This is a genomic window from Escherichia sp. MOD1-EC5950, assembly GCF_002965345.1.
GTDB classification, from domain to species: Bacteria; Pseudomonadota; Gammaproteobacteria; order Enterobacterales; family Enterobacteriaceae; genus Escherichia; species Escherichia marmotae.
Genome location: NZ_PTSR01000025.1, coordinates 1 through 25266, shown reverse-complemented (window position 1 = coordinate 25266; position 25266 = coordinate 1). Strand labels below are relative to the sequence as shown.

Annotated in this window: 25 protein-coding genes and 1 tRNA gene; 8 read left to right on the top strand and 18 right to left on the bottom strand. The window is 52.6% G+C overall.

Features of this window, described 5'->3' with window-relative positions:
* Positions 1-22: 22 nt before the first annotated feature.
* Positions 23-886, bottom strand: a complete 864-nt coding sequence (gene rsmI, locus BEA93_RS19500) for a 16S rRNA (cytidine(1402)-2'-O)-methyltransferase (RefSeq protein ID WP_000809251.1) — start codon at positions 884-886, stop codon at positions 23-25.
* A 64-nt stretch (positions 887-950) separates the two neighbouring features.
* On the opposite strand from rsmI, the gene lpoA reads away from it, so the two are divergent.
* The 4 genes from lpoA to dolP are packed head-to-tail and all read left to right on the top strand — an operon-like array spanning position 951 to position 4535.
* Complete coding sequence (gene lpoA, locus BEA93_RS19495; protein ID WP_105224980.1) at positions 951-2987, top strand: penicillin-binding protein activator LpoA; 2037 nt, start codon at positions 951-953, stop codon at positions 2985-2987.
* The gene (locus BEA93_RS19490; protein WP_000246845.1) at positions 2945-3340 is read left to right on the top strand and encodes a YraN family protein; all 396 of its coding nucleotides are present in this window, start codon (positions 2945-2947) and stop codon (positions 3338-3340) included. The genes lpoA and BEA93_RS19490 overlap by 43 nt, the downstream gene beginning before the upstream one ends.
* A 19-nt stretch (positions 3341-3359) precedes the next feature.
* Positions 3360-3950 carry a DnaA initiator-associating protein DiaA gene (diaA, locus tag BEA93_RS19485; protein WP_000893477.1) on the top strand — a complete coding sequence of 197 codons (591 nt, stop codon included), beginning with the start codon at positions 3360-3362 and terminating at the stop codon, positions 3948-3950.
* Between the two features lie 9 nt (positions 3951-3959).
* Positions 3960-4535 carry a division/outer membrane stress-associated lipid-binding lipoprotein gene (gene dolP, locus BEA93_RS19480; RefSeq protein WP_000646038.1) on the top strand — a complete coding sequence of 192 codons (576 nt, stop codon included), beginning with the start codon at positions 3960-3962 and terminating at the stop codon, positions 4533-4535.
* Positions 4536-4647: 112 nt separating this feature from the next.
* Here dolP and BEA93_RS19475 read toward each other — a convergent pair whose 3' ends face one another.
* From BEA93_RS19475 to BEA93_RS19465, 3 genes are all read right to left on the bottom strand, one after another.
* Positions 4648-5688 (bottom strand): permease, encoded by a 1041-nt coding sequence (locus BEA93_RS19475; protein ID WP_105224979.1) that lies wholly within the window; start codon positions 5686-5688, stop codon positions 4648-4650.
* A gap of 72 nt (positions 5689-5760) precedes the next feature.
* Positions 5761-6396, bottom strand: a complete 636-nt coding sequence (locus BEA93_RS19470; protein ID WP_105224978.1) for an NAD(P)H-binding protein — start codon at positions 6394-6396, stop codon at positions 5761-5763.
* A gap of 42 nt (positions 6397-6438) precedes the next feature.
* Positions 6439-6861 carry a YhbP family protein gene (locus BEA93_RS19465; RefSeq protein ID WP_000449448.1) on the bottom strand — a complete coding sequence of 141 codons (423 nt, stop codon included), beginning with the start codon at positions 6859-6861 and terminating at the stop codon, positions 6439-6441.
* Positions 6862-6911: 50 nt separating this feature from the next.
* Here BEA93_RS19465 and yhbQ point away from each other — a divergent pair, with 50 nt between their 5' ends.
* Positions 6912-7214: a DNA damage response exodeoxyribonuclease YhbQ gene (gene yhbQ, locus BEA93_RS19460; protein ID WP_000189335.1), complete on the top strand. Its 303-nt coding sequence runs from the start codon at positions 6912-6914 to the stop codon at positions 7212-7214.
* Here yhbQ and BEA93_RS19455 read toward each other — a convergent pair.
* Together BEA93_RS19455 and ubiT are read right to left on the bottom strand one after the other, a co-directional pair.
* Positions 7201-7704: a GNAT family N-acetyltransferase gene (locus BEA93_RS19455; protein WP_105224977.1), complete on the bottom strand. Its 504-nt coding sequence runs from the start codon at positions 7702-7704 to the stop codon at positions 7201-7203. The genes yhbQ and BEA93_RS19455 overlap by 14 nt on opposite strands.
* Entirely contained in the window at positions 7698-8222 is a 525-nt protein-coding gene (gene ubiT, locus BEA93_RS19450; protein ID WP_001517154.1) for a ubiquinone anaerobic biosynthesis accessory factor UbiT, read from the bottom strand. Before ubiT ends, BEA93_RS19455 begins: the two co-directional genes overlap by 7 nt.
* 208 nt (positions 8223-8430) lie before the next feature.
* Here ubiT and ubiU point away from each other — a divergent pair, with 208 nt between their 5' ends.
* From ubiU to BEA93_RS19435, 3 genes are all read left to right on the top strand, one after another.
* Entirely contained in the window at positions 8431-9426 is a 996-nt protein-coding gene (gene ubiU, locus BEA93_RS19445; RefSeq protein ID WP_001517155.1) for a ubiquinone anaerobic biosynthesis protein UbiU, read from the top strand.
* Between the two features lie 8 nt (positions 9427-9434).
* Positions 9435-10313, top strand: coding sequence for a U32 family peptidase (locus BEA93_RS19440; protein ID WP_001517156.1), 879 nt, complete (start codon positions 9435-9437; stop codon positions 10311-10313).
* Between the two features lie 80 nt (positions 10314-10393).
* Positions 10394-11401, top strand: coding sequence for a luciferase-like monooxygenase (locus tag BEA93_RS19435; RefSeq protein WP_016262586.1), 1008 nt, complete (start codon positions 10394-10396; stop codon positions 11399-11401).
* Positions 11402-11530: 129 nt separating this feature from the next.
* On the opposite strand, the gene mtr is transcribed toward BEA93_RS19435, so the two are convergent.
* The 12 genes from mtr to BEA93_RS19375 form a co-directional block, all read right to left on the bottom strand.
* Positions 11531-12775, bottom strand: a complete 1245-nt coding sequence (mtr, locus tag BEA93_RS19430) for a tryptophan permease (RefSeq protein WP_001517158.1) — start codon at positions 12773-12775, stop codon at positions 11531-11533.
* A gap of 154 nt (positions 12776-12929) precedes the next feature.
* The gene (gene deaD / locus BEA93_RS19425) at positions 12930-14813 is read right to left on the bottom strand and encodes an ATP-dependent RNA helicase DeaD (RefSeq protein WP_010379192.1); all 1884 of its coding nucleotides are present in this window, start codon (positions 14811-14813) and stop codon (positions 12930-12932) included.
* The gene (gene yrbN, locus BEA93_RS19420; protein WP_010723222.1) at positions 14806-14886 is read right to left on the bottom strand and encodes a protein YrbN; all 81 of its coding nucleotides are present in this window, start codon (positions 14884-14886) and stop codon (positions 14806-14808) included. Before yrbN ends, deaD begins: the two co-directional genes overlap by 8 nt.
* 106 nt (positions 14887-14992) lie before the next feature.
* Positions 14993-15877: a lipoprotein NlpI gene (gene nlpI / locus BEA93_RS19415; protein ID WP_000802080.1), complete on the bottom strand. Its 885-nt coding sequence runs from the start codon at positions 15875-15877 to the stop codon at positions 14993-14995.
* Between the two features lie 108 nt (positions 15878-15985).
* Complete coding sequence (gene pnp, locus BEA93_RS19410) at positions 15986-18121, bottom strand: polyribonucleotide nucleotidyltransferase (protein WP_000933928.1); 2136 nt, start codon at positions 18119-18121, stop codon at positions 15986-15988.
* A gap of 247 nt (positions 18122-18368) precedes the next feature.
* Positions 18369-18638 (bottom strand): 30S ribosomal protein S15, encoded by a 270-nt coding sequence (gene rpsO, locus BEA93_RS19405; RefSeq protein ID WP_000059469.1) that lies wholly within the window; start codon positions 18636-18638, stop codon positions 18369-18371.
* A gap of 148 nt (positions 18639-18786) precedes the next feature.
* Positions 18787-19731 (bottom strand): tRNA pseudouridine(55) synthase TruB, encoded by a 945-nt coding sequence (gene truB, locus BEA93_RS19400; RefSeq protein WP_000089692.1) that lies wholly within the window; start codon positions 19729-19731, stop codon positions 18787-18789.
* Positions 19731-20132 (bottom strand): 30S ribosome-binding factor RbfA, encoded by a 402-nt coding sequence (gene rbfA, locus BEA93_RS19395; RefSeq protein WP_001040205.1) that lies wholly within the window; start codon positions 20130-20132, stop codon positions 19731-19733. Before rbfA ends, truB begins: the two co-directional genes overlap by 1 nt.
* A gap of 162 nt (positions 20133-20294) precedes the next feature.
* A complete protein-coding gene (gene infB / locus BEA93_RS19390; RefSeq protein WP_105224976.1) occupies positions 20295-22991 on the bottom strand; it encodes a translation initiation factor IF-2 in 2697 nt (898 codons plus the stop codon).
* 24 nt (positions 22992-23015) lie between these two features.
* A complete protein-coding gene (gene nusA / locus BEA93_RS19385) occupies positions 23016-24503 on the bottom strand; it encodes a transcription termination factor NusA (RefSeq protein ID WP_001031045.1) in 1488 nt (495 codons plus the stop codon).
* A gap of 27 nt (positions 24504-24530) precedes the next feature.
* Positions 24531-24983: a ribosome maturation factor RimP gene (gene rimP, locus BEA93_RS19380; protein ID WP_001300397.1), complete on the bottom strand. Its 453-nt coding sequence runs from the start codon at positions 24981-24983 to the stop codon at positions 24531-24533.
* Positions 24984-25189: 206 nt separating this feature from the next.
* A tRNA-Met gene (locus BEA93_RS19375) sits at positions 25190-25266 on the bottom strand.

Genomic DNA, 25266 nt, shown 5'->3' with positions numbered 1-25266 from the left:
CAAACGGGGCCCCGGAGATATATCACTCCCCTTGCTGCTCCAGCGCATACTTATACAGCGCGTTTTTCTTCACGCCGTGAATTTCTGCTGCCAGCGCCGCCGCTTTTTTCAGCGGCAGTTCTGCCTGCAACAGCGCCAGCGTGCGCAGCGCATCGGCGGGCAAATCATCCTCCTGTGCTTTATGCCCTTCGACAATCAGCACCATTTCACCTTTGCGGCGATTTTCATCTTCTTTTACCCACGCCAGCAGTTCGCCTACGGGCGCGCCGTGAATGTTTTCCCAGGTTTTGGTCAGTTCGCGAGCCAGCACTACGTAGCGCGATTCGCCCAGCACCGCGACAATATCTTCCAGGCTGTCTAACAGACGGTGGGTGGATTCATAAAAAATCAGCGTGCGCGGTTCCGTTTCAATGGCTTTTAGCGCATCACGGCGACCTTTTGATTTAGCAGGCAGGAAACCTTCATAACAAAAACGATCTGATGGCAAACCCGCGGCGCTTAATGCTGTAATGGCAGCACACGGCCCCGGTAGCGGCACCACACGAATATCCGCTTCACGGCAGGTGCGCACCAGATGGTAGCCAGGGTCGTTAATCAGCGGCGTTCCGGCATCGGACACCAGCGCAATGTTTTGCCCCTCTTGCAGTTTCGCCAGCAGTGTTTCTGCTTTCTGTTGTTCGTTATGGTCGTGCAAGGCGAACAATCGGGCGTTAATCCCAAAATGTTGCAGCAGTAAACCGGTATGACGCGTATCCTCGGCGGCAATCAGATCAACGGCCTGCAATACCTCCAGCGCACGCTGGGTGATATCTGCCAGATTGCCGATTGGCGTCGGTACAATGTAGAGCTGACCTTGAGAATTATCCGCCGATTGGTGTTGTTTCATTGTGTCGTCCGTATTGCCGATTTAATATTGAGCATTGCGTAAAAAAAATATCACTGGATACATTATGGTACCCTCAACATTTTCTCGTTTGAAAGCCGCGCGTTGTCTGCCTGTTGTTCTGGCAGCCCTGATTTTCGCCGGTTGTGGCACCCATACCCCCGATCAGTCCACTGCCTATATGCAGGGCACGGCGCAGGCTGATTCTGCCTTTTATCTGCAGCAGATGCAGCAAAGCTCTGATGATACCAGGATCAACTGGCAATTACTCGCCATTCGTGCACTGGTGAAAGAAGGTAAAACCGGGCAAGCGGTAGAATTATTTAACCAACTGCCGCAGGAACTGAACGATACCCAGCGTCGCGAGAAAACTCTGCTGGCAGTAGAAATTAAACTGGCACAGAAAGATTTTACTGGCGCGCAAACCTTGCTGGTTAAAATTACTCCGGCAGATTTAGAGCCAAACCAGCAGGCACGTTACTGGCAGGCAAAAATCGATGCCAGCCAGGGGCGTCCTTCCATTGATTTATTGCGCGCTTTAATTGCTCAGGAACCGCTGCTCGGGGCGAAAGAAAAACAGCAAAATATTGACACTACCTGGCAGGCGCTCTCCTCCATGACTCAGGAGCAGGCGAATACGCTGGTGATCAACGCCGACGAAAATATCCTGCAAGGCTGGCTGGATCTGCAACGCGTCTGGTTTGATAACCGCAACGATCCCGACATGATGAAGGCCGGCATTGCCGACTGGCAGAAACGTTACCCGAACAATCCGGGCGCGAAAATGCTGCCAACGCAGTTGGTAAACGTAAAAGCGTTTAAACCAGCGTCAACCAATAAAATCGCCCTGCTGTTGCCGTTGAATGGTCAGGCCGCGGTGTTTGGTCGCACTATTCAGCAAGGATTTGAAGCGGCGAAAAATATCGGTACTCAACCAGTAGCAGCGCAGGTAGCTGCCGCACCTGTCGCGGACGTCACAGAACAGCCCCAACCGCAAACCGTGGATGGCGTTGCCAGCCCGGCACAGGCCTCTGTTAGCGATCTGACGGGTGAAGAAACCGAGGCACAGCCGGTGCCTGTAAACACCCCAACTGCAACCACCGCAGCAGTAAGCGCACCAGCAAATCCGTCAGCAGAACTGAAAATCTACGATACTTCTTCACAACCGCTTAGCCAGATCCTCAACCAGGTACAGCAGGACGGCGCGAGTATTGTGGTCGGCCCGCTGCTGAAAAATAACGTTGAAGAGTTGCTGAAGAGCAACACCCCGCTGAACGTGCTGGCGCTTAACCAGCCGGAAAATATCGAAAACCGTGCCAACATCTGTTATTTCGCGCTGTCGCCGGAAGATGAAGCGCGCGATGCAGCACGTCATATTCGTGACCTGGGCAAACAAGCGCCGCTGGTGCTGATCCCGCGCAGTTCGCTGGGTGATCGCGTAGCAAATGCGTTTGCGCAAGAGTGGCAGAAACTGGGCGGCGGCACCGTTCTACAACAAAAATTCGGCTCTACCAGCGAATTACGCGCGGGTGTCAACGGCGGTTCAGGTATCGCTTTAACGGGGAGTCCGATTACCCCCAGAACGACAACCGATTCCGGCATGACCACAAACAACCCAACGCTGCAAACCACGCCAACCGATGACCAGTTCACCAATAATGGCGGTCGTGTCGATGCGGTATACATTGTGGCAACGCCAGGCGAAATCGCCTTCATCAAGCCGATGATTACCATGCGTAACGGCAGCCAGAGCGGCGCAACGCTGTACGCCAGCTCCCGCAGCGCACAAGGCTCCGCGGGTCCTGATTTCCGCCTGGAGATGGAAGGTTTACAGTACAGTGAAATCCCAATGCTGGCAGGGAGTAACCTGTCATTAATGCAGCAGGCACTCAGTGCTGTGAACAACGATTATTCGCTGGCGCGAATGTATGCAATGGGTGTCGATGCCTGGTCACTGGCGAATCATTTCTCGCAAATGCGCCAGGTTCAGGGGTTTGAAATCAACGGTAATACCGGAGGTCTGACGGCTAACCCGGATTGCGTGATTAACAGGAAGTTATCATGGCTACAGTACCAACAAGGTCAGGTAGTCCCCGCCAGTTAACCACTAAACAGACCGGCGATGCGTGGGAAAAACAAGCGCGTCGCTGGCTGGAAGGCAAAGGACTGCAGTTTGTCGCCGCCAACGTGAACGAGCGTGGCGGCGAGATCGATTTGATAATGCGTGAAGGCCAGACCACCGTTTTTGTCGAGGTGCGTTACCGCCGCTCTGCACTCTACGGCGGCGCAGCAGCCAGTGTGACCCGTAGCAAACAACACAAATTATTACAGACTGCCCGCTTGTGGCTCGCGCGCCATAATGGGAGTTTTGATACTGTGGATTGCCGGTTCGATGTGGTAGCCTTCACCGGGAATGATGTTGAGTGGATTAAGGATGCCTTTAATGACCACTCATAATTAAGGTTTAAGGATTAGCGTGCTAGAAAGAATAAAAGCTTGCTTCACTGAAAGCATTCAAACTCAAATTGCGGCGGCAGAGGCGCTTCCGGATGCCATCTCCCGTGCAGCCATGACGCTGGTTCAGTCTCTGCTTAATGGCAACAAAATCCTCTGTTGTGGTAATGGGACTTCCGCTGCCAACGCACAGCATTTTGCTGCCAGCATGATCAACCGTTTCGAAACGGAGCGGCCCAGCTTACCTGCCATTGCACTAAATACTGATAATGTTGTCTTAACGGCGATTGCCAATGATCGCTTGCATGATGAAGTATATGCAAAACAGGTACGGGCGCTGGGACATGCGGGAGATGTGCTGTTAGCCATTTCTACTCGCGGTAACAGCCGCGATATCGTTAAAGCTGTTGAAGCCGCCGTTACGCGTGATATGACTATTGTGGCATTAACCGGCTATGACGGCGGTGAACTTGCAGGGTTGTTAGGGCCGCAAGACGTGGAGATCCGTATTCCTTCGCATCGTAGTGCTCGCATTCAAGAAATGCACATGCTGACGGTAAATTGCCTGTGCGATCTGATCGATAACACGCTTTTCCCTCACCAGGATGATTAAGGAGAATACATGAAGGCATTATCGCCAATCGCAGTCCTTATTTCCGCACTGCTGTTGCAAGGTTGTGTTGCTGCTGCCGTAGTGGGTACAGCCGCTGTGGGTACTAAAGCAGCGACCGATCCGCGCAGTGTCGGCACCCAGGTGGACGATGGCACCCTGGAAGTGCGCGTTAACAGCGCATTGTCGAAAGATGAACAAATTAAGAAAGAAGCGCGCATTAATGTAACGGCCTATCAGGGCAAAGTGCTGCTGGTTGGGCAGTCACCAAACACCGAACTTTCGGCTCGAGCAAAACAGATTGCGATGGGCGTAGACGGTGCCAACGAAGTGTATAACGAGATTCGTCAGGGCCAACCAATTGGTCTGGGCGAAGCGTCGAATGATACGTGGATCACCACTAAAGTTCGCTCGCAGTTGCTGGCAAGCGACCTGGTGAAATCGTCTAACGTGAAAGTAACCACCGAAAACGGCGAAGTGTTCCTGATGGGGCTGGTGACTGAGCGTGAGGCGAAAGCGGCGGCAGATATTGCCAGCCGGGTGAGTGGTGTGAAACGTGTGACCACGGCATTTACGTTTATTAAATAACAGCTCTTTGTAAAGCCTGATGCGACGCTGCCGCGTCTTATCAGGCCTACAATGGCACAAACCACAGGTCGGATAAGGCACTTGCGCCGCATCCGACATGTTTTCCCTCGAATCAGAACAACAGCGCCAGACTGCCGACAATAACACCCGATACCGCCACCATCGCTCCCGTCAGCCATAATGCCTTCGCCGGAAACGCTTTGCGCATCATAACTAACGACGGCAAACTCACCGCCGGAAGGGTCATCAATAATGCCAGCGCCGGAGCGGTTCCCATCCCTGCCAGCATCATCGTCTGCACAATCGGAATTTCTGCCGCCGTGGGAATGACAAACAAGCATCCCGCTACCGCCATCGCTATCACCCACATCAGGCTATTATCGACAGCGCCATCAGCATGGGGGAACAGCCAGACGCGAGCAGCCCCCAACGCCAGCACTGCCAGGATATAAACCGGGATCGTACTCCAGAAAAGCGTCCACAGCGCCCTGCCCCAGCGGCTAAAAAATCTGCCCTGCACTTCTGGCATGTCGATTTCGACCGGTGCCTGCGTTTGCGGTGTCTCACGCACCCATTTTTGTACCAGTGTTGCAATCAGCAACACCATCACCAGACCCGCCACCAGGCGAATCGCCGCAAAACCCCAGCCGAGAACAAAGCCCATAAACACCAGCGTTGCTGGGTTTAACAACGGATTCCCCATCCAGAATGCCAGCGCCCCTCCCATCGACACTTGTTGGCGGCGCATCCCCGCCGCGACCGGTGCCGCACAGCAGGTACACATCATTCCAGGCAGTGAAAACAGCGTTCCCAGTAACGTCCCGCGAAAGCGCGATTGTCCAAGCGTGCGCAACAACCAGTCACGAGGGATCAATACCTGAATCAACGATCCGAGGAGCACACCCAGCACCGCCGCTTTCCATACTGCAAGAAAGTAGATCATCGCGTAATCCAACGCTGCCTGCCACGGATTGGCATCCGCCTGTGCGAGGATTGATTTACCGATGCTGTGGGTTTCGGCGGCGGTAAAGGCCTTACCGTAGTAGGGTTGCCACTTCACATACCAGAGTCCGGCAATGACAACGAGAAAGAAAAGCGCGGGTTTCCACCACTGAATGGGCGTTGCCGCCTGAGATGAAGACTGACCAGCCATAGCATTCCCCAGGAAAAAGTTATGATAATTGAGCGCGAGAATATTACGCTCACCATCAATTATTGGGAATAATTATTCAGCTCTTTTGCGTAATTCTGAAGAGCTTAAAATGGTCACGCCTTCATGCTCTGGCCGCATCGCTTCTGCCAGCATTACCCGCGCCACGTCTCGCGCATCAATGGATTTCCAGTTCCCTGGTAGCAAACGGAACAGTGGCGCAAAAAGGGGTTCGTTCATCCGCTGTTTGTTACGATCGCCCAGCAACATCGACGGGCGAGCGATGGTCAGTTTCGGCCAGTTCTGAGCAATTAACGCCTCTTCCATCTCCCCTTTGACGCGGTTATAAAAAAATGGTGAATGCGCGTTTGCCCCCATCGCACTGACCACCAGCATATGCTGCGCGCCCAGCCGCCGTCCGGTTAATGCCGTATCCACCACCAGCGTGTAATCAGCGTGAATAAATGCCTCTTTACTGCCCGCCTCCCGCCGCGTGGTGCCAAGGCAACAAAAAACAATGTCTATCGGATCGGTGACCTGCGCCAGCGCGTCGGTCAATTGTGGATCGTGTGGGTTATAGACTCCCGGCATATCTGCTAATGGGCGTCGCGTCGGCGCGGCAATAGCCTGTACTTTCGGTTCATTAATCAACATCCGCAGTAGATGCCCACCCACCAGCCCCGTTGCGCCTGTAATTAAAACCTGACTCATATTGCCTCCGGCCCTGTATATGTACTCATGTTTAACTATAGGTTACCGTTGCCAGACCAGTTTTTTCCCAAAGCCCAGCGTGTTGTCGGTGAATTTTATCTCATCGAGGCGGATTTCCCACACCGGTGCCGACAGCGTCCGGGCAACCGGGAAGCGGCGATTATAGGCCTGACGTGCGAGGTCACTTTCCTCACCTTCCAGTCTGCGGATCTCACCTTTAAACTGCACGCCACGAATTAATGCCACCGTTTTCGGCTGACCATTTACCGTTCCGGCAACCGGAGCCTGCGGCCCGCTCATCTGCGCATGGCGCGTTTTTTCTTCCGTCAAAATGTAAAATGCAACTTTCTGCGCATCAAAAAGATAAAAGGCATTGGCGCACCACAGCTCCCCGTCCTGCTGCACGCACCAGGTGACAACATGTTGTTTTGCCAGCCAACGGCTAATTGCGGTGAGTGTTTCCATTTCTGTTCTCTTTTATACTGTTGGCCAGACCTTAACATGTGACACAGACGATGACACCCTGGTTCCTTTACTTGATTCGTACCGCCGACAATAAGCTTTATACCGGGATCACCACGGACGTCGAACGCCGCTATCAGCAGCATCAAAGCGGTAAAGGGGCGAAAGCACTGCGCGGGAAAGGCAAACTGACATTGGCATTTTCCGCACCGGTTGGCGACCGTTCGCTGGCATTACGGGCGGAATATCGCGTCAAGCAACTGACCAAACGACAGAAAGAATGCCTGGTTGCGGAAGGCGCTGGGTTTGCAGAGTTATTAAGTAGCTTGCAAACCCCGGAGGTTAAAAGCGATTGAAGTGATCGTGGTACTCAACCAGCCCGGTTACACCATTCAGCGCGTCATCCGCTAAACGATGTACCAGGAAGGCACTTTCTGTGCCCGGCCAGCGGCAACGCAGATCGTGATGCGCCGCCAGTTCAAAGCCAAAACGGCTGTACATCGCCGGATCGCCCAGCGTTACCACTGCGGCATAGCCGAACTCATTAAGCGAATCCAGTCCTTCATAGACCAGTTGGCGTGCCAGCCCTTGCCCGCGATATTTTTCATCTACCGCCAGCGGAGCCATGCCAACCCATTGCAGGTCTTCGCCCTGCACATCTACCGGACTGAATGCCACATAGCCAATGACCTGGCCTTCGTCATCTGTCGCCACCAGTCCCAGCGTCAGAAAGCCATCTTCACGCAGATCGTGAACCAGCTTCGCTTCCGCATCGCTTTCGAATGAACGACGCAGCAGGGCATCAATACCCGGCGCATCAATGGGAATTTCTACTCGAATTAGCATGGTTCACCTACCGATGTCTGTTTGGTTTCAGGCGTGGTTTTCATCCCCGCCTCAACAAAATCCGCCAGTTGCAGCAGCATCATGCGTAAGGCTTTTGGCATTTGCTCCAGTTCAATGGCGTCCATCAGGTTTTTCACATACAGCCCCAGCTCCGTATCACCTTCAATCACTAGCCGACGCTGGAAGAAAAGTGTATCCGGATCCTGTTTACGCGCTGCGATCATCAGCAAATCGCTGGCGTCGGCACTAAAACTCACGTCTGCTTGCGCGTTCTGGCTAACGACCAGTTTGCCATTCACCACCGAGGTAAACCATTGCAGGTCAATATCACGCACATGAATACTTAACCAGCGGCCTTCAAGGAACTCCAGCTCGCCATCGTCCAGCGCCTGGCGGAATTGCCAGCTTAAGACTTGCTCAAGAACCTGGCGTTTTAGCGCAAATGGCGTCAGTTTTACCGGTACACTCAACAGAGATGGCCCCAAATGCACAATACGGGAACGCAGTTTATCCAACACGAGTTTTACTCCCTGTTTCAACAATCATCCTATTTTGCCATATCAGGAAAATAACATAGCGGTATAAATCAACAATTCCATATGAAATTGCTGCTACCACCAATACAACTTTAACTGCCTTAAATCAAAAATTGTCGCAGCAAGGTTAACTAAAATCCCAGTTCGTTAACATTTTTGCGTTTTGATAGCGCAACCTTCAGGAAAAATTATGGAGCTGCTCTGCCCTGCCGGAAATCTCCCGGCGCTTAAGGCGGCCATCGAAAACGGCGCAGATGCTGTTTATATCGGGCTAAAAGATGATACCAATGCCCGTCACTTCGCCGGCCTTAACTTTACCGAGAAAAAATTGCAGGAAGCGGTGAGTTTTGTCCATCAACATCGCCGCAAACTTCACATCGCGATTAATACTTTTGCGCACCCGGACGGCTACGCCCGCTGGCAACGTGCCGTGGATATGGCGGCACAACTGGGTGCCGACGCGCTGATCCTTGCCGATCTTGCCATGCTGGAGTACGCCGCCGAGCGTTACCCACATATTGAGCGTCACGTGTCGGTGCAGGCTTCAGCGACCAATGAAGAGGCAATTAACTTTTATCATCGCCATTTTGATGTCGCCCGCGTGGTGCTACCACGCGTACTGTCGATTCACCAGGTGAAACAACTGGCACGGGTCACGCCAGTTCCGCTGGAGGTCTTTGCTTTCGGCAGCCTGTGCATTATGTCGGAAGGACGTTGCTATCTGTCGTCGTATCTGACCGGTGAGTCGCCCAACACCGTGGGTGCGTGTTCTCCTGCCCGCTTCGTGCGCTGGCAACAAACGCCGCAGGGGCTGGAATCCCGCCTTAACGAGGTGCTGATCGACCGTTATCAGGACGGCGAAAACGCAGGTTATCCGACGCTGTGTAAAGGGCGTTATCTGGTGGACGGCGAGCGCTATCACGCACTGGAAGAACCAACCAGTCTCAATACCCTGGAACTGCTGCCTGAGCTAATGGCGGCGAATATTGCTTCGGTGAAAATCGAAGGCCGCCAGCGTAGCCCGGCGTATGTCAGCCAGGTGGCGAAAGTTTGGCGTCAGGCTATCGACCGTTGTAAGGCCGATCCGCAAAACTTCGTGCCACAAAACGCGTGGATGGAGACGCTCGGGTCGATGTCCGAAGGCACGCAAACCACCCTTGGCGCATATCACCGTAAATGGCAGTGAGAAAAGCAATGAAATATTCCTTAGGGCCAGTGCTGTGGTACTGGCCAAAAGAGACGCTGGAAGAATTTTATCAGCAGGCCGCCACCAGCAGCGCCGACGTGATTTATCTTGGTGAAGCGGTATGCAGCAAGCGTCGGGCAACGAAAGTTGGCGACTGGCTGGAGATGGCAAAATCGCTCGCCGGAAGTGGCAAGCAGATTGTGCTCTCCACGCTGGCGCTGGTACAGGCCTCTTCCGAGCTGGGCGAACTGAAACGCTATGTTGAGAACGGCGAGTTTCTGATTGAAGCCAGCGATCTCGGCGTGGTGAATATGTGCGCCGAACGCAAACTTCCGTTCGTCGCCGGGCATGCGCTGAACTGCTACAACGCAGTGACGCTGAAAATATTGCTCAAACAGGGCATGATGCGCTGGTGTATGCCGGTAGAACTTTCCCGCGACTGGCTGGTGAATCTGCTCAATCAGTGTGATGAACTGGGTATTCGCAACCAGTTTGAAGTGGAAGTCTTGAGCTACGGCCATCTGCCGCTGGCGTACTCAGCCCGCTGCTTCACCGCACGCTCGGAGGATCGCCCGAAAGATGAGTGCGAAACCTGCTGCATTAAATATCCGAACGGGCGCAACGTGCTGTCACAGGAAGATCAGCAGGTGTTTGTGCTCAACGGCATTCAGACCATGAGCGGCTATGTTTACAACCTCGGTAACGAGCTGGCGTCAATGCAGGGGCTGGTCGATGTGGTTCGCCTGTCACCGCAGGGCACAGACACTTTTGCTATGCTCGACGCCTTCCGCGCCAATGAAAATGGCGCTGCGCCGCTGCCGTTAACGGCTAATAGCGACTGCAACGGTTACTGGAAACGGCTGGCAGGGCTGGAACTGCAAGCGTAAGTAAATAGCTCACTTTGTTAACAACTTTAACTACTCTTTAATGCAGTATTAAAGATTAATCGGTAACAAAGTGAGCTGTTATGACTGATAAAACCATTCCGTTTTCGCTACTCGATCTGGCCCCCATCCCCGAAGGTTCAACGGCGCGAGAAGCGTTCTCCCACTCTCTGGACCTGGCTCGTCTGGCTGAAAAGCGCGGCTATCATCGCTACTGGCTGGCGGAACATCACAATATGACCGGCATTGCCAGTGCGGCGACATCGGTGTTGATTGGCTATCTGGCAGCGAATACCACCACGCTGCATCTGGGTTCCGGCGGCGTGATGTTACCTAACCATTCACCGTTGGTAATTGCAGAACAGTTCGGCACACTCAATACGCTCTATCCGGGTCGAATCGATTTGGGGCTGGGTCGTGCTCCAGGTAGCGATCAGCGGACAATGATGGCGCTGCGTCGCCATATGAGTGGTGATATTGATAATTTCCCCCGCGATGTTGCTGAGCTGGTGGACTGGTTTGACGCTCGTGATCCCAATCCACATGTACGCCCGGTGCCAGGCTATGGCGAGAAAATCCCGGTGTGGTTATTAGGCTCCAGCCTTTACAGCGCACAACTGGCGGCGCAGCTCGGCCTGCCGTTTGCCTTTGCCTCACACTTCGCGCCGGATATGCTGTTCCAGGCACTACAACTTTATCGCAGCAACTTCAAACCCTCCGCACGACTGGAGAAACCGTACGTAATGGTGTGTATCAATATCATCGCCGCTGATAGCAACCGCGACGCTGAATTCCTGTTTACCTCGATGCAGCAAGCCTTTGTGAAGCTACGCCGCGGTGAAACCGGGCAACTGCCACCACCGATTCAGAATATGGATCAGTTCTGGTCGCCGTCCGAGCAGTATGGCGTGCAGCAGGCGCTGAGTATGTCGCTGGTGGGCGATAAAGCGAAAGTGCGTCACGGTTTACAGTCGATCCTGCGCGAAACCGACGCTGATGAGATTATGGTTAACGGGCAGATTTTCGACCACCAGGCGCGGCTGCATTCGTTTGAACTGGCGATGGATGTGAAGGAAGATTTACTGGGATAGTGTGTTTTATTTTGTCGGATACGGCGGGAAGCCTTATCCGACCTGGCAACGCCGCCCTACGTAGACCTGATAACCGAAGCGCATCAGGCATTGTGCAGGCAGCAGAAATGTCGGATAAGGCACAGATGATTACTGATACACCGGCAGCAAATTAAAGCTCGATAAAATATGGATCAATGCATTGCCAATACCAAATAGCAGAATCAGAACGATCATCGGTTTGCCGCCCCAGACGCGGAATTTCGGGCTGCCAAAGCGTTTACGCGATGCGCGGGCCAGCAGAGCCGGAACAATTGCCGCCCAGATGGTAGCAGCTAAACCAGCATAACCAATGGCGTAGAGAAATCCGTTAGGGAACAGCAGGCCACCAACGACAGGTGGCGCAAAGGTCAACAGTGCCGTTTTAAAGCGCCCCAATGCCGAATCATCAAAGCCAAACAGATCCGCCAGATAATCGAACAGGCCCAGCGTTACGCCGAGGAACGAACTCGCTACCGCAAAGTTTGAGAACACTACCAGCAGCAGATCCAGACTACGACTGTTCAGCACACCGCTTAATGCCTGCACCAGCACATCAATATTTCCGCCCTTCTCTGCAATGCCAATAAACTCCGGACGCGGAATGTTGCCCATCGTCGCCAGCAACCAGATGGTATACAGCGCCAGCGCCATCAACGTACCGTACACCAGACATTTCACAATGGTTTTCGGGTCTTTGCCGTAATACTTCATCAGGCTTGGTACGTTGCCGTGATAACCAAACGACGCCAGACAGAACGGTAGTGTCATCAGCAGATACGGTGCATAAGACGCATTGCTTTCCGCAACGTTGAACAATGTCGCAGGCTGCACATGCCCCAGCAAGCTACCGAAGGTGAGGAAGAATGTAATAACTTTCGCTCCCAACACAATCGCCGTCATACGGCTGACTGCTTTGGTGCTCAACCACACCACAAACGCCACCAACAGTGCAAAACCAAAACCTGCCGCTCTGGCCGGAACATTCAGCGACATCTCCGCGAAGGTGTGATGCAAAATAGAACCGCTGGCAGAAATATAGGCGTAGGTCAGAATGTAGAGCACAAAGGCAATAGAGATACCGTTGACGACATTCCAGCCTTTGCCCAGCAAATCTTTGGTGATGGTATCAAAGCTCGAACCGATTCGATAATTCAGGTTAGCTTCCAAAATCATCAATCCGGAATGCAGCATACAAAACCAGGTGAAGATTAGCGCCGCCATTGACCAGAAAAACCACGCCCCGGACATGACCACGGGCAAGGAGAACATCCCTGCGCCAATAATGGTGCCGCCGATAATCACCACGCCGCCAAGCAGCGACGGTGACGTTTGGGTGGTGGTTAGTGTTGCCATAAGGGCTTCTCTCCAGTGAAAAATAGTGCGACTGCGTTGTTATGTGTTGCACTGTACCAGTACGCGAGTACAAAAGAAATAAAAAAAAGCCCCAATCGATATGATTAGGGCTGTATATATTATTTTACAGAATGTATTCGCTGATCAGCGCGAATTACGCATCGCCACCGAAACGACGACGACCGGTAGACTCTTCACGACGCGGTGCACGGCCTTCGCGACGTTCGCCACTGAAGCGACGACCATCACCACGACCACCTTCACGGCGTTCACCGCTGAAGTTGCGACCGCCTTCACGACGCTCGCCACCGACACCACGACCACCACCACGACGTTCAGTTTGCGGCTGTGCATCGCCCAGCAGTTGCATGTTCATCGGCTTGTTGAGGATGCGGGTACGCGTAAAGTGTTGCAGCACTTCACCCGGCATACCTTTCGGCAATTCGATGGTGGAGTGAGAAGCAAACAGCTTGATGTTACCGATGTAACGGCTGCTGATGTCACCTTCGTTAGCAATTGCGCCAACGATATGACGAACTTCAACGCCATCATCACGACCCACCTCAATGCGGTACAACTGCATATCGCCAACATCGCGACGTTCACGACGCGGACGATCTTCACGGTCACCACGCGGGCCACGGTCGTTACGATCGCGCGGACCACGATCATCACGGTCACGGAACTCACGTTTCGGACGCATCGGCGCATCTGGCGGCACGATCAGAGTACGTTCGCCCTGTGCCATTTTCAGCAGTGCGGCAGCCAGAGTTTCGAGATCCAGCTCTTCACCTTCTGCAGTCGGCTGAATTTTGCTCAGCAGTGCACGGTATTGATCCAGATCGCTGCTTTCCAGTTGCTGCTGTACTTTAGCAGCAAATTTTTCCAGACGGCGTTTGCCCAGCAGTTCTGCGTTCGGCAGTTCTACTTCTGGAATGGTCAGCTTCATAGTACGTTCAATGTTGCGCAGCAGACGACGCTCGCGGTTCTCAACGAACAGCAGCGCACGACCCGCACGACCCGCACGACCGGTACGACCGATACGGTGAACGTAAGACTCGGAATCCATCGGGATATCGTAGTTAACCACCAGGCTGATACGCTCAACGTCCAGGCCTCGGGCCGCAACGTCGGTCGCGATCAGGATATCCAGACGACCATCTTTCAGACGTTCCAGAGTCTGCTCACGCAGTGCCTGGTTCATGTCACCGTTCAGGGCAGCACTATTGTAACCGCTGCGCTCAAGGGCTTCAGCCACTTCCAGAGTCGCGTTTTTGGTACGAACGAAGATAATCGCCGCATCAAAATCTTCCGCTTCCAGGAAACGTACCAGCGCTTCGTTTTTGCGCATACCCCAGACAGTCCAGTAGCTCTGGCTGATGTCAGGGCGGGTAGTCACGCTGGACTGAATGCGCACTTCCTGCGGCTCTTTCATAAAGCGGCGGGTAATGCGACGAATCGCTTCCGGCATGGTTGCAGAGAACAGAGCGGTCTGATGACCTTCCGGGATCTGCGCCATAATGGTTTCAACGTCTTCGATGAAGCCCATGCGCAGCATTTCGTCAGCTTCATCCAGAACCAGACCGCTCAGTTTAGAGAGATCCAGAGTGCCACGTTTCAGGTGGTCCAGCAGACGGCCCGGAGTACCGACAACGATCTGCGGCCCCTGACGCAGGGCACGTAATTGCACGTCATAACGCTGGCCGCCGTAAAGGGCAACCACGTTTACGCCGCGCATGTGTTTAGAGAAATCCGTCATTGCTTCAGCAACCTGTACCGCCAGTTCGCGGGTCGGTGCCAACACCAGAATCTGTGGTGCTTTCAGCTCAGGATCAAGATTTTGCAGCAGAGGTAAAGAGAATGCTGCAGTTTTTCCGCTCCCCGTCTGGGCCATACCCAGAACGTCGCGGCCATTCAGCAGATGTGGGATACACTCTGCCTGAATTGGAGATGGTTTTTCGTAACCCAGATCGTTAAGGGCTTCAAGGATAGGAGCCTTCAGGCCCAGATCTGCAAAAGTGGTTTCGAATTCAGCCATGTAGTACGTGTGCCTCAAAATTAATGGCGGCCAGTCTACATAACTCATCATGAAATTGATCAGCAATTTTCATTGAAAAGTGTGAACCGGCTCAAAGTAGGTGTATTAACGAACAACAACGCCCTCACCCGTTAAGGTGATGGCAATCAAATAAGATTACGGGCTGATGTGTACGTCAGCTATTGCTGGTCCGATTCTGCCAGGTCATCTTGGTCCTGGCCCAGGAGCGATAATTCCAACAATGCGTATCGGTGCTCAACAAAGTTATGAACGTTGTTGGCAACCGCCAGTTTGAACAGTGCCGTGGCGCTGTCCAAATCCCCCAGACTTAGGTAGTACTTACCTAAATAGAAGTTGGTTTCACTGAGATGCTCAGCGAGCGAGGTGTTATCCGTTGCGTCCGCCTTGAGCCTTTCCATTAACGTTTGTTCGCTAATGTTGCCCAGGTAGAACTCGACAATGTTCCATCCCCACTGTTCCTTGTCCGATTTTTCGAAGTGCTGTTTCAACACTTCTTTAGCCTGCTTCTCATCGAGCTTCTGCTCAGCGAGATAAAGCCACAGACTACGGAAAGGATCATTGGGATCGTCTTGATAAAACGCCAGCAGATCATCTTGCGCTAACTTGTCACGACCGCCGTAATATAATGCGATCCCGCGATTCAAGTGCGCGTAGTTGTAAGTTGGATCAAGCTCAAGTACAGAATCAAACGCTTCATAGGCAGCATCAAAATTGCCTGCCTGCGTTAAATATATGCCTAAGTAATTGAATACTTCAGGCATATCCGGTCGGATTGCCAGCGCTTGCGAAAAATCGTTACGCGCTAATGCCCTCAGACCGAGACTATCATACAACACTCCGCGCTCATATAAAAGCTGCGCGCGTTCGTCATCGGTTAAAGCCCGACTGGCAAGGATCTGTTCCATACGTGCCAGAATCACTTCCTGCTGTAAAGTCGGTTGCAATGGTACTGCGAGGACTTCACTTTTACGCCAGGAAGTATTACTGCATCCTGCAAGCGTAAGTGCTGTCGCAACGAAACACCAGCGCAAAAAAGGCTTCATTTCCCACTCCCGAAGACCACGGTTGAATGAACGTCCTGTTCCCGGTTGCTAACAAGGCGTCCTGCCCGGTTAAAAGCCCCCCGTCAACGCGGAGGGCAAATGGCAACCTTACTCGCCCTGTTCAGCAGCCGGAGCTTCCGGTGCTACAGCAGGTTGAGACTGCTCAGTCGCTTCTTTAATGCTCAGACGGATACGGCCCTGGCGATCAACTTCCAGAACTTTTACCGGAACTTCCTGACCCATCTGCAGGTAATCAGTCACTTTCTCAACACGCTTGTCAGCGATTTGAGAGATGTGTACCAGACCTTCTTTACCGCCGCCGATGGCAACAAATGCGCCAAAGTCAACGATACGGGTCACTTTACCATTGTAGACGCGACCCACTTCGATTTCTGCAGTGATCTCTTCGATACGACGAATAGCGTGTTTTGCTTTCTCGCCGTCGGTCGCGGCGATCTTCACAGTACCGTCATCTTCGATTTCGATAGTGGTGCCGGTTTCTTCAGTCAGAGCACGGATTACAGAACCGCCTTTACCGATAACGTCTTTAATCTTGTCCGGGTTAATCTTAATGGTATGGATACGCGGAGCGAACTCAGAGATATCGCCACGCGGCGCGTTGATCGCCTGTTCCATTACGCCCAGGATGTGCAGACGCGCACCTTTAGCCTGGTTCAGCGCAACCTGCATGATCTCTTTGGTAATACCTTCAATTTTGATATCCATCTGCAGTGCAGAGATACCGTCACGGGAACCCGCAACTTTGAAGTCCATATCGCCCAGGTGGTCTTCGTCACCCAGAATGTCAGACAGTACAACGTAGTTGTCGCCTTCTTTCACCAGCCCCATTGCGATACCCGCAACAGCGGCTTTGATTGGCACACCTGCGTCCATCAGCGCCAGAGACGCACCGCACACAGAAGCCATAGAAGAAGAACCGTTGGATTCGGTGATTTCAGACACAACACGTACGGTGTACGGGAATTTGTCCATATCCGGCATTACTGCCAGCACGCCGCGCTTCGCCAAACGACCGTGACCAATTTCACGACGCTTCGGAGAACCGACCATGCCGGTTTCGCCTACGGAGTACGGAGGGAAGTTGTAGTGGAACAGGAAGGTGTCAGTACGTTCGCCCATCAGTTCATCAAGAACCTGTGCGTCACGTGCAGTACCCAGTGTTGCGGTAACCAGCGCCTGAGTTTCACCACGGGTAAACAGCGCAGAACCGTGAGTACGCGGCAGCACGCCTGTGCGCACATCCAGACCACGGATCATATCTTTTTCACGACCGTCGATACGCGGTTCGCCTGCCAGTACGCGGCTACGAACAACGTTTTTCTCGATAGCGTGCAGAATTTCACCCAGTTCGTTTTCGTCCAGGGTTTCGTCTTCAGCAAGCAGCGTAGCGATGGTTTCAGATTTGATGACATCAACCTGTGCATAACGCTCTTGTTTGTCGGTGATGCGGTAAGCATCGCTCAGGCGAGCTTCAGCCAGTGCAGCAACGCGCGCGTTCAGCGCTTCGTTTACTGGCTCCGGCTGCCAGTCCCAACGCGGTTTACCGGCTTCTTTCACCAGTTCATTGATGTTCTGAATAACAACCTGCTGCTGTTCATGACCGAACACCACTGCGCCCAACATGACGTCTTCGCTCAGCAGTTCTGCTTCAGATTCAACCATCAGCACAGCGGCTTCAGTACCGGCAACAACCAGATCCAGTTTGCTCTCTTTCAGCTCATCCTGAGTTGGGTTCAGTACATACTGGTCATTGATGTAACCCACGCGAGCAGCACCAATCGGACCATTGAACGGGATACCAGACAGAGACAGTGCTGCGGAAGCACCAATCATCGCAACGATATCCGGGTTAACCTGCGGGTTAACAGAAACCACGGTGGCGATAACCTGAACTTCGTTGACGAAGCCTTCCGGGAACAGCGGGCGAATCGGGCGGTCAATCAGACGCGCGATCAGGGTTTCGCCTTCGCTTGGACGGCCTTCACGACGGAAGAAGCTACCCGGGATACGACCAGCAGCGTAGGTACGCTCCTGATAGTTAACGGTCAGAGGGAAGAAGTCCTGACCTGGTTTGGCTTTTTTCTGGCCAACAACGGTAACGAATACCGCGGTGTCATCCATGCTAACCATAACTGCGGCAGTGGCTTGACGCGCCATCATGCCAGTTTCCAGTGTAACGGTATGTTGGCCGTACTGGAATTTACGAACGATCGGATTAAGCAATGTAATATCCTTTCTCTTTCTTAGACAGCACCTTAACGGCACTGGTGTTAATACCCGATCTTCTGCGCATCCTCGCGACTAATGACAACCCTAACCCAGCCTGATGTGGGTAAAGCCTCTCATTAGCCGCGCGAACCTCTGCAACGGAAGATCATTCATAGCAACAATACATTAGTTTCCAGTGAATTGCTGCCATCAGCTTGAAAAAAGGGGCCACTCAGGCCCCCTTTTCTGAAACTCGCAAGAATTAGCGACGCAGACCCAGGCGCTCGATGAGCTGGGTGTAACGTGCTACGTCTTTACGTTTCAGGTAGTCGAGCAGTTTACGACGCTGAGAAACCATGCGCAGCAGACCACGACGGCTGTGGTGATCTTTTTTGTGCTCTGCAAAGTGGCCCTGCAGGTGGTTAATCTGTGCAGTCAGCAGTGCTACCTGAACTTCGGTAGAACCGGTGTCGTTTGCACCACGACCAAACTCAGAAACGATTTTAGCTGTTGCTTCAGTACTTAGAGACATTTTAAAACTCCAAAGTATATAGAATGAAAGGACGCCGATCTCTAATTCAGCGATCCCAGTGTACGTTACGTAAAGTGTTAAACAATTTACGCGACGTTAAGCGGCAGTATTCTACTCGTAGCGACCTGTTATCGCAAGATGGATAGCATTACGCCGGGTATTCAACCACCAGGCGACGAGGCGCAACGCGGCCTTCATCGTCAATTTCGCCCATACCGATAAACTTACCGTTTTCACCTTCTGTAACACGAACCAGCCCTTCCAGTGGCGCACCGGATGTACGAACCGGGTTACCATTTTTGAAGTAAACAGAAGACGTTAGCGGAAGATTCACCACCGGGTAGTCCGAAGCTGGACTGTCCATTGGCATCAGTAATGGATCAAGTAATTGTGCCGCCGAAATACCCTGCTGTTCGGCTTGCTCGACAAGTTCACGCAGATGTTCCAGAGTCACCATTCGTTCAACCGGATATTTGCTTACAGCCAGACGGCGCAGATAAATCACATGCGCGCCACAGCCAAGTTTTTCACCCAGGTCATCAATGATGGTGCGGATATAGGTGCCTTTTGAGCAATGAATTTCCAGCTCCAGTTCATTGCCTTCGTGACGAATAAACAGCAACTCATAAACGGTAATCGGTCGTGCTTCACGAGGCACTTCAATGCCCTGACGCGCGTACTCGTACAGTTTTTTACCCTGATATTTCAGCGCAGAATACATCGAAGGGATTTGTTCAATATCGCCACGGAATGAATCGAGTGCCGCCGCCAGTTGCTCTGCACTAAAGGTTACCGGGCGCTCCTCAACGATTTGTCCGTCTGCGTCAGAAGTATCAGTACGCTGTCCAAGACGCGCAATCACCCGATAACGTTTATCAGAGTCCAGCAGGTACTGGGAAAACTTCGTCGCTTCCCCGAGACAAATCGGCAACATGCCGGTCGCCAGCGGGTCCAGCGCGCCGGTATGTCCAGCACGATTGGCGTTATAAATGCGTTTCACTTTTTGCAGCGCATCGTTGCTGGACATACCCTGCGGTTTATCCAGCAACAAAACGCCGTTAATGTCGCGGCCGCGACGACGAGGACGACTCATTAGTCCTCCTTGCTGTCGTCCGGATTAACACGACGTTCTTCGTCATGCTTAACCACACTGGTCACCAGGTTTGACATACGCATCCCTTCAACCAGTGAGTTGTCGTAGAAGAAGGTCAGTTCCGGCACGATACGCAGGCGCATCGCTTTACCAAGCAGGCTGCGGATAAAGCCGGAGGCTTCCTGCAACGCTTTGATGCCCGCTTTTACCGCATCTTCATCTTTGTCGTTGAGGAAAGTTACATACACTTTGGCATAGGCCAGGTCACGAGACATCTCGACACCGGAAACGGTGGTCATCATGCCCAGACGAGGATCTTTAATTTCGCGTTGCAGGATGAGAGCGATCTCTTTTTGCATTTCCTGCGCTACGCGCTGCGGGCGACCAAATTCTTTCGCCATAATAAATTCTCCTGACAAAAAAGGGGCCATAAGCCCCTTTTTAAAATTAATTTCAGGTGGAAGGGCTGTTCACGTAGGCCTGATAAGACGCACGAGCGTCGCGTCAGGCAACGGCTGCCGGATGCGGCGCAAACGCCTTATCCGGCCTACACCCAATCAACCTTAGGCAATCGTACGCTGAATCTCGATGATTTCGAACACTTCGATCACATCGCCAGTGCGCACGTCGTTGTAGTTCTTAACGCCGATACCACACTCCATACCGTTACGGACTTCGTTAACGTCATCTTTGAAGCGGCGCAGGGACTCCAGCTCGCCTTCGTAGATAACCACGTTGTCGCGCAGAACGCGGATCGGGTTGTGACGTTTAACCACACCTTCGGTAACCATACAACCTGCGATGGCACCAAATTTCGGTGATTTGAACACATCGCGAACTTCCGCCAGACCGATGATCTGTTGTTTCAGTTCCGGAGAGAGCATACCGCTCATCGCCGCTTTCACTTCATCGATCAGGTTATAGATGACGGAGTAGTAACGCAGATCCAGGCTTTCAGCCTCAATCACTTTACGCGCAGAGGCATCAGCACGGACGTTGAAGCCAACCAGAATCGCGTTGGATGCAGCCGCCAGGGTCGCGTCGGTTTCGGTGATACCACCTACACCAGAACCGATGATCTTCACTTTTACTTCGTCAGTAGACAGTTTCAGCAAGGAGTCGGAAATCGCTTCTACAGAACCCTGTACGTCAGCCTTCAGAACGATGTTCACTTCATGAACTTCGCCTTCAGTCATGTTGGCGAACATGTTCTCCAGTTTAGATTTCTGCTGACGCGCCAGTTTAACTTCACGGAATTTGCCCTGACGATACAGTGCAACTTCACGTGCTTTCTTCTCGTCACGTACAACGGTAACTTCATCACCCGCTGCCGGAACACCGGACAAGCCGAGGATTTCCACCGGAATGGACGGACCTGCTTCCAGTACTTCCTGACCCAGTTCGTTACGCATTGCACGAACACGACCGTATTCGAAGCCACACAGAACGATGTCACCCTTGTGCAGAGTACCTTCACGTACCAGTACAGTTGCAACCGGACCACGACCTTTATCGAGGAAAGATTCGATGACCGCACCGCTCGCCATCCCGTTACGTACGGCTTTCAGTTCCAGGACTTCGGCCTGCAGCAGGATCGCATCCAGCAGTTCGTCGATACCCGTACCCGCTTTTGCAGATACGTGTACGAACTGGCTTTCACCGCCCCACTCTTCCGGCAGGATGCCGTACTGAGACAGTTCGTTTTTAACGCGATCCGGATCGGCTTCTGGCTTATCGATTTTGTTCACTGCAACCACCACAGGCACACCTGCCGCTTTCGCGTGCTGGATTGCTTCGATGGTCTGCGGCATTACGCCGTCATCTGCAGCAACAACCAGAACTACGATGTCAGTTGCCTGCGCACCACGTGCACGCATTGAAGTAAACGCGGCGTGCCCCGGGGTGTCCAGGAAGGTGATCATGCCGTTTTCAGTTTCAACGTGGTATGCACCGATGTGCTGGGTAATGCCACCCGCTTCACCAGAAGCCACTTTCGTTGAACGAATATAGTCCAGCAGAGAAGTTTTACCGTGGTCAACGTGTCCCATGATGGTCACAACCGGTGCACGCGGTTCAGCCGCAGCACCTGTATCACGGTCACTCATTACCGCTTCTTCCAGTTCGTTTTCACGACGCAGGATAACTTTGTGGCCCATCTCTTCGGCAACTAACTGTGCGGTTTCCTGGTCAATGACCTGGTTGATGGTTGCCATTGCACCCAGCTTCATCATCGCTTTGATGACCTGAGAGCCTTTAACCGCCATCTTGTTAGCCAGTTCGCCAACAGTGATGGTTTCACCAATCACGACGTCACGGTTAACAGCCTGAGCTGGTTTCTGGAAGCTCTGCTGCAGCGAAGAACCTTTACGTTTTCCGCCTTTACCACCACGTACTGCTGCGCGCGCTTCTTCGCGATCAGCTTTAGATTCAGAATGTTTATTGCCTTTCTTCGGACGTGCTGCTTTCGCGTTACGGCCACGGCCACGACCGCCTTCGACTTCACGATCGCTTTCGTCTTCTGCCTGGCGAGCATGTTGAGAGGTGGTAACGTGATAATCACTGGAATCTTCAGTCGGTTCCGCGTTATCAGTCCATTTGTTTTCTTCCGCCATACGACGTGCTTCTTCAGCAACGCGACGTGCTTCTTCTTCGAGTTTACGACGTGCTTCTTCTTCAGCTTTGCGCTTAAGCTCTGCAGCTTCCTGCTCACGGCGGGCTTTTTCAGCCTGGGCGGTTTTAGTCATATCGTCTTGTTGATTGCTCACTTTGTCTTTTTCCGCAGCTTCACGTTTTGCTTGTTCAGCGATTTCACGTTTCGCTTGTTCTGCGGCCTCACGTTCAGCTTTTTGTTGCGCCTCGCGTTTGGCCGATTCTTCTGCCTCACGACGGGCTTGCTCTTCCGCTTCACGCTGCGCTTGCTCTTCCGCTTCACGCTGCGCTTGCTCTTCCGCTGCAAGGCGTTCAGCCTCTTGCGGATCGCGTTTCACAAAGGTGCGTTTCTTGCGGACTTCGATTTGTACCGATTTACTTTTTCCACCGGTACCAGGAATGTTAAGGGTGCTACGTGTTTTACGTTGCAGCGTTAATTTGTCCGGCCCTGAATTTTTCTGATTCAGGTGGTCAATTAAAGCCTGTTTCTCTTGTGCGGTCACAGAGTCGTCAGCAGACTTCCGGATACCTGCATCAGCAAATTGCTGTACCAGGCGTTCCACGGAGGTCTGTCGCTCTGCGGCCAGCGTTTTAATCGTCACATCTGTCATGCTGTTCCTTCCTGCTACAGTTTATTACGCTTCGTCACCGAACCAGCAAATATTACGGGCAGCCATAATCAGTGCTCCGGCTTTTTCGTCGGTCAACCCTTCGATATCAGCCAGATCATCAATGCCCTGTTCGGCGAGATCTTCCAGCGTACAAACGCCACGGGCGGCCAGTTTGAATGCTAAATCACGATCCATCCCTTCAAGATTCAGCAGATCGTCAGCCGGTTTGTTATCACCGAGGCTTTCTTCCTGGGCCTGTGCAATGGTGGCCAGTGCATTTTTAGCACGCTCGCGCAGTGCTTCAACAGTCGGCTCATCAAGGCCTTCAATTTCCAGCAGCTCTTTCATCGGCACGTAGGCCAGTTCTTCCAGAGTCGAGAAGCCTTCTTCTACCAGGACAGTGGCGAAGTCTTCGTCAATGTCGAGATAACGGGTGAAGGTGTCGATCGCTGCGTGCGCTTCCGCCTGATGTTTAGCTTGCAGGTCGTCAACGGTCATTACGTTAAGTTCCCAACCACTCAACTGCGAAGCCAGACGCACGTTCTGACCATTACGCCCAATCGCCTGCGCCAGGTTACCGGCTTCAACAGCGATATCCATGGTGTGTTTATCTTCATCCACTACGATAGAAGCAACGTCTGCCGGTGCCATCGCGTTAATAACGAATTGCGCCGGATTATCATCCCACAGGACGATATCGATACGCTCGCCGCCAAGCTCAGTGGAAACAGCCTGAACACGTGCACCACGCATACCCACGCAAGCACCTACCGGATCGATACGTTTATCGTTGGTTTTCACCGCGATTTTCGCACGAGATCCCGGATCGCGAGCCGCTGCTTTAATTTCAATAACTTCTTCGCCAATTTCCGGCACTTCAATGCGGAACAGTTCGATCAGCATTTCTGGCTTGGAACGGGTAACGAAAAGTTGCGCACCACGCGCTTCCGGGCGAACAGAATAGAGCACGCCACGAACGCGGTCACCTGGGCGGAAGTTCTCACGCGGCAGCATATCTTCACGCAGGATCACAGCTTCAGCATTGTTGCCCAGATCCAGAGAGATATTATCGCGGTTTACTTTTTTCACCACGCCGGTGATGATTTCACCTTCGTGTTCACGGAACTGATCAACAACCATCGCACGTTCGGCTTCACGAACTTTCTGCACGATAACCTGCTTTGCCGTCTGGGTCGTAATACGGTCAAAGGTGACAGACTCAATCTGATCTTCAACGTAATCGCCCAAGTTCAGGCTTTCATCTTCATAACGCGCGGCTTCAAGGGTGATTTCTTTAGTTGGCTGAGTGACTTCATCAACAATCAGCCAACGACGGAAGGTGTCAAAATCACCGCTTTTGCGATCGATCTGTACGCGGACGTCGATCTCTTGTTCATATTTTTTCTTGGTTGCTGTAGCCAGCGCGCTTTCCAACGCTTCGAAAATTTTCTCGCGAGGCAGCGCCTTTTCATTGGAGACGGCTTCAACTACAGCCAAAATTTCTTTGTTCATCGCGGGGTTTTCACCTCATCCAGACTATTAAAAGTGGGGAACCAGGTTCGCCTTCTGGATATTACTCAGCGCGAACACTTCATCTTTACCTTCGACGGTAACTGTGATCATTTCACCGTCTACCGCTTTGATAACGCCCTGCCATTTACGACGGTTTTGTACCGCCATACGGAGTACCAGAGTGACCTCTTCTCCGACAAAACGGGCGTAGTGTTCAGCCGTGAACAGTGGGCGATCGAGACCCGGTGAGGAGACTTCCAGGTTATAAGCAACGGTGATGGGATCTTCAACATCCAACACAGCACTTACCTGGTGGCTCACATCAGCACAATCATCAACATTGATGCCATCTTCACTATCAATATAGATGCGCAGTGTGGATGTGCGGCCGCGAATAAACTCGATGCCAACCAGTTCAAAACCCAGGGCCTCAACTGGCGCAGTAATCATCTCTGTTAATTTTTGCTCTAATGTGGACAAGCCCACCCCCAAGACATAAAAAAAGGGCCTAAAGCCCAGTTATTCTGTAGTCAGATAACAAAAAACCCCGATAAATCGGGGCTTTATATAACTGAACCCTATAACCGCAAATGCGGTCTGGAGCACTTTCCAGAAGGATTTTTTCAAATCCCACTACGAAGGCCGAAGTCTTCACAGTATATTTGAAAAAGAACTCTAAGGGAAAGTGGTTGCGGGGGCCGGATTTGAACCGACGACCTTCGGGTTATGAGCCCGACGAGCTACCAGGCTGCTCCACCCCGCG

Excerpts from the sequence above, each read along its gene's own strand:
- truB (WP_000089692.1), bottom strand. The coding sequence starts at position 19,731 with ATGAGTCGTCCTCGTCGTCGCGGCCGCGACATTAACGGCGTTTTGTTG.
- yhbQ (WP_000189335.1), top strand. The coding sequence starts at position 6,912 with ATGACACCCTGGTTCCTTTACTTGATTCGTACCGCCGACAATAAGCTT.
- BEA93_RS19475 (WP_105224979.1), bottom strand. The coding sequence starts at position 5,688 with ATGGCTGGTCAGTCTTCATCTCAGGCGGCAACGCCCATTCAGTGGTGG.
- lpoA (WP_105224980.1), top strand. The coding sequence starts at position 951 with ATGGTACCCTCAACATTTTCTCGTTTGAAAGCCGCGCGTTGTCTGCCT.
- deaD (WP_010379192.1), bottom strand. The coding sequence starts at position 14,813 with ATGGCTGAATTCGAAACCACTTTTGCAGATCTGGGCCTGAAGGCTCCT.
- yrbN (WP_010723222.1), bottom strand. The coding sequence starts at position 14,886 with ATGAAAATTGCTGATCAATTTCATGATGAGTTATGTAGACTGGCCGCC.
- BEA93_RS19435 (WP_016262586.1), top strand. The coding sequence starts at position 10,394 with ATGACTGATAAAACCATTCCGTTTTCGCTACTCGATCTGGCCCCCATC.
- infB (WP_105224976.1), bottom strand. The coding sequence starts at position 22,991 with ATGACAGATGTGACGATTAAAACGCTGGCCGCAGAGCGACAGACCTCC.
- nusA (WP_001031045.1), bottom strand. The coding sequence starts at position 24,503 with ATGAACAAAGAAATTTTGGCTGTAGTTGAAGCCGTCTCCAATGAAAAG.
- mtr (WP_001517158.1), bottom strand. The coding sequence starts at position 12,775 with ATGGCAACACTAACCACCACCCAAACGTCACCGTCGCTGCTTGGCGGC.
- nlpI (WP_000802080.1), bottom strand. The coding sequence starts at position 15,877 with ATGAAGCCTTTTTTGCGCTGGTGTTTCGTTGCGACAGCACTTACGCTT.
- dolP (WP_000646038.1), top strand. The coding sequence starts at position 3,960 with ATGAAGGCATTATCGCCAATCGCAGTCCTTATTTCCGCACTGCTGTTG.
- rpsO (WP_000059469.1), bottom strand. The coding sequence starts at position 18,638 with ATGTCTCTAAGTACTGAAGCAACAGCTAAAATCGTTTCTGAGTTTGGT.
- BEA93_RS19470 (WP_105224978.1), bottom strand. The coding sequence starts at position 6,396 with ATGAGTCAGGTTTTAATTACAGGCGCAACGGGGCTGGTGGGTGGGCAT.
- BEA93_RS19490 (WP_000246845.1), top strand. The coding sequence starts at position 2,945 with ATGGCTACAGTACCAACAAGGTCAGGTAGTCCCCGCCAGTTAACCACT.
- BEA93_RS19465 (WP_000449448.1), bottom strand. The coding sequence starts at position 6,861 with ATGGAAACACTCACCGCAATTAGCCGTTGGCTGGCAAAACAACATGTT.
- BEA93_RS19440 (WP_001517156.1), top strand. The coding sequence starts at position 9,435 with ATGAAATATTCCTTAGGGCCAGTGCTGTGGTACTGGCCAAAAGAGACG.
- rbfA (WP_001040205.1), bottom strand. The coding sequence starts at position 20,132 with ATGGCGAAAGAATTTGGTCGCCCGCAGCGCGTAGCGCAGGAAATGCAA.
- rsmI (WP_000809251.1), bottom strand. The coding sequence starts at position 886 with ATGAAACAACACCAATCGGCGGATAATTCTCAAGGTCAGCTCTACATT.
- ubiU (WP_001517155.1), top strand. The coding sequence starts at position 8,431 with ATGGAGCTGCTCTGCCCTGCCGGAAATCTCCCGGCGCTTAAGGCGGCC.
- BEA93_RS19455 (WP_105224977.1), bottom strand. The coding sequence starts at position 7,704 with ATGCTAATTCGAGTAGAAATTCCCATTGATGCGCCGGGTATTGATGCC.